Origin of the sequence: Streptomyces poriferorum, assembly GCF_019399235.1 — a bacterium.
In the GTDB taxonomy this organism is placed as follows: Bacteria; Actinomycetota; Actinomycetes; order Streptomycetales; family Streptomycetaceae; genus Streptomyces; species Streptomyces poriferorum.
This window is the reverse complement of sequence record NZ_JAELVH010000500.1, coordinates 1-2,873: the sequence shown is the minus strand read 5'-3', so window position 1 is coordinate 2,873 and position 2,873 is coordinate 1. Positions and strand designations below refer to the sequence as shown.

At 69.1% G+C, this 2,873-nt stretch carries 3 protein-coding genes; all 3 read right to left on the bottom strand.

The features are described 5' to 3' along the window. Positions 1-115: 115 nt before the first annotated feature. The 3 genes from JGS39_RS38965 to JGS39_RS38955 are packed head-to-tail and all read right to left on the bottom strand — an operon-like array spanning position 116 to position 2,846. Complete coding sequence (locus JGS39_RS38965; protein ID WP_219574496.1) at positions 116-847, bottom strand: TrmH family RNA methyltransferase; 732 nt, start codon at positions 845-847, stop codon at positions 116-118. After that, positions 844-2,151, bottom strand: coding sequence for an HTTM domain-containing protein (locus JGS39_RS38960; RefSeq protein ID WP_219574495.1), 1,308 nt, complete (start codon positions 2,149-2,151; stop codon positions 844-846). Before JGS39_RS38960 ends, JGS39_RS38965 begins: the two co-directional genes overlap by 4 nt. Further along, positions 2,148-2,846 carry a DUF5819 family protein gene (locus tag JGS39_RS38955; protein WP_308120986.1) on the bottom strand — a complete coding sequence of 233 codons (699 nt, stop codon included), beginning with the start codon at positions 2,844-2,846 and terminating at the stop codon, positions 2,148-2,150. The genes JGS39_RS38960 and JGS39_RS38955 overlap by 4 nt, the downstream gene beginning before the upstream one ends. Positions 2,847-2,873 lie beyond the last annotated feature (27 nt).

Sequence of the window (2,873 nt, the reverse complement as noted above, 5' to 3'; positions counted from 1 at the left end):
AGCCGGCGCCCCCGGACCACCCCAGCGCTGGACCACCTTGGGCAGGAACCTCCCGGGAGGACCACCCTGGGCAGGAACCTCCCCCGGGGGGGGCCGGACCGCCCCGGACGGAGCCCTACGCCCCGCCCCCCGGAATATCCGCGTACCGCTGCACCCACGCATGCATCGCAATCGCCGCCGCAGCCCCCGCGTTGATCGACCGCGTCGACCCGAACTGCGCGATCGAGCACACCATCGAGGCGTGCTTACGGGCCTCCTCGGTCAGGCCGGGCCCCTCCTGCCCGAAGAGCAGCACACACCGCCGCGGCAGCTCGGTCCGCTCCAGCGGCACCGCGCCCGGAAGATTGTCGATACCGATGATCGGCAGCCCTTCGGACGCCGCCCAGGCGGTCAGATCCGCGGTGTCCGGGTGGTGACGGACATGCTGGTAACGGTCGGTGACCATCGCTCCACGGCGGTTCCAGCGCCGCCGCCCCACGATGTGCACCTCCTTGGCGAGGAAGGCGTTCGCGGTGCGTACGACGGAACCGATGTTGAAGTCGTGGCCCCAGTTCTCCACCGCCACGTGAAAGTCGTGCCGCCGCAGGTCGAGATCGGCAACGATCGCTTCCCGGGTCCAGTAGCGGTACTCATCGCCCACATTCCGCCGGTCGCCGTGGGCGAGCAGCTCGGGGTCGTACCGCTCGCCCACGGGCCAGGGCAGCGAATGCGGCCCGACGCCGATCTCCGTACCGAACCCCTCGTCGTACTGCGCCGGATCGTCCGTCACCGGCGCCGGCGCCGTGGACGGGTCGCCCACCCCACCCGCACCGTCGGCTCTGCCTGTACTGCCTGTCTCGCTGCTCACCCGACGAGCGTATGGCCCCCACCGTCGCGGCGCTGCGGTGCCTCCCGGTCCTCGGCGCCGACAGCAGCACCAGCACCGTCCTCCACACCCACACCCACACCCACGCCCACACCCACACCGTCCTCCGCCTCCGCACCATCCCGCGGCCCCGGCACCTTGCCGCGCCGCCGCAGGAGCAGATCCCGCCCGTGTGACGCCTGCCCTCCGAGCCACATCAGGAAGACGGTCGGCAGGAAGACGGCGTCCGCGGCGATCATGGCCATCGAGAAGAAGGGGAGCCCCAGCAGCAGGGCGATGCCCGCGTGCTCGCAGATCATCAGGACGAGCAGCACGTTCTTGACGCGCCGGTTGAACAGGGTGAAGGGAAAGGCGACCTGCACGGCGACGGTGGCGTACGTCAGCACCATCACCATCACACCGCTCGCCGCGAGAAGGTCGGAGAGCCAGGGCCACGGCGTGAAGTAGTCGAGATTGAGCGGGTAGTAGAGCGCCGTGCCGTCCTGCCAGCGCGACCCCTGGATCTTGTACCATCCCGCAGTCGCGTAGATCATGCAGACCTCGGCCATGATCACGACGAGTGTGGCGTTGTGGGCGAGGTTGGCGATGACATCGAGCAGGGTGCGCGGCTCGCTGTCCGGCGCGTACCGGTTCACGGCCCACCAGGCGCCGTGGCCGATCCACAGGATCCAGAAGAAGACCGGCAGCCAGGTGGTCCCGCCCAGGCTGTCCGTGACCGTGGCGCCGCAGAGGACCGCCCCGAAAGCCACCCACAGCAGCGGACCCGCCACACCCACACCGCCCGGTGCGGGGTCCGCACCGGCCGAACGCCGCGCACGGCGGGCGTCCAGGGACCAGACCTGACCGCATCGAGTCAGCACCAGGTAGATCGCCATCAGGTGGATGACGTTGTCGCCGCCGTCGCCCATGAAGATGCTGCGGTTCTGCAGGGACAGCACGCCGACCATGAAGAGGACGGACATGGCCCGGGTGTGCCAGCCCACCAGCAGCAGCGCGGAGGCGACCAGCGCCAGCGCGTACACGATCTCGAACCAGACGGCGCTGTCCGACCACATCAGTGTGGTGAAGGCCTGGTTTCCGGAGATGAGCTGCTGCGCCATGTCCCAGCGCCACGGGGCCTCGGGGCCGTACATCTCGTGCCGGTGCGGAATCTCGCGCAGCAGGAACAGGAAGTACGTGGCGGAGATGCCGATCCGGACGACGGCACTCTGGTACGGCCCCAGAGAAGCGGCCGTGATGCGCTGGATACCGCGGGCGAGCGTGTGGTCGGAGCCGGGTGTGCTCACTGGTCCGCCTCCTTGGAGGTGGCCGAGCCCTCGGGTAGATCGGCCGCGGTGACGGTCCACCAGGGCAGTACCCGGTAGGACGGCTTGGTGCTGATCTTCTCGCTGCTCCACACGGGGGCCGCGACGGAACGGGTCTCGGACCGGACCTGGATTCTCAGGACGTCGCCGCCGTAGTCGTGCTCACTGAGGCGCAGCATCACGATGCGCCGAATGTACTGCTCGGAGAGTTTGCCGCGCAGTCCGTTGGCCCGGTTCTGGCTGTCGTGCGAGCCGAGATAGAAGTCCCAGCCCCGGCGGAGTTCGTTCTGCTGGACATGGCTGGGCAGCAGATTTCCGCGTATCGCCTTGCCGTCCTCGCCCGACAGGCTCATCCAGGGGGTGGTCCGACGCTTGTCGGCGCCGGATATCTCGGCGCGCACGTGCACGGCGATGTTCTGCTGCAGGGGATTGGGTGCGAAGAGCTTCCAGTTCTGCTCGAACTCGGGATAGATCCACTGGTCGACCGCCTCGCCGTGCTGCTTGGTCAGCGTGTTGGAGGGGGCGACGTGCAGGAACACCATCGCCAGCTGCACGCAGGCGATGAGCCCGATCACGGACAGCGCCACAGCGGCGACTACCTGGTACGGAAACGAGAGCCCGGCCATACCGGCGCGCGGCTCGGGAACGGTCCGCAGATCGAGGCCGGCCCCGCTCACGTCCCCCTCGCCGACGCCCCCGTCACC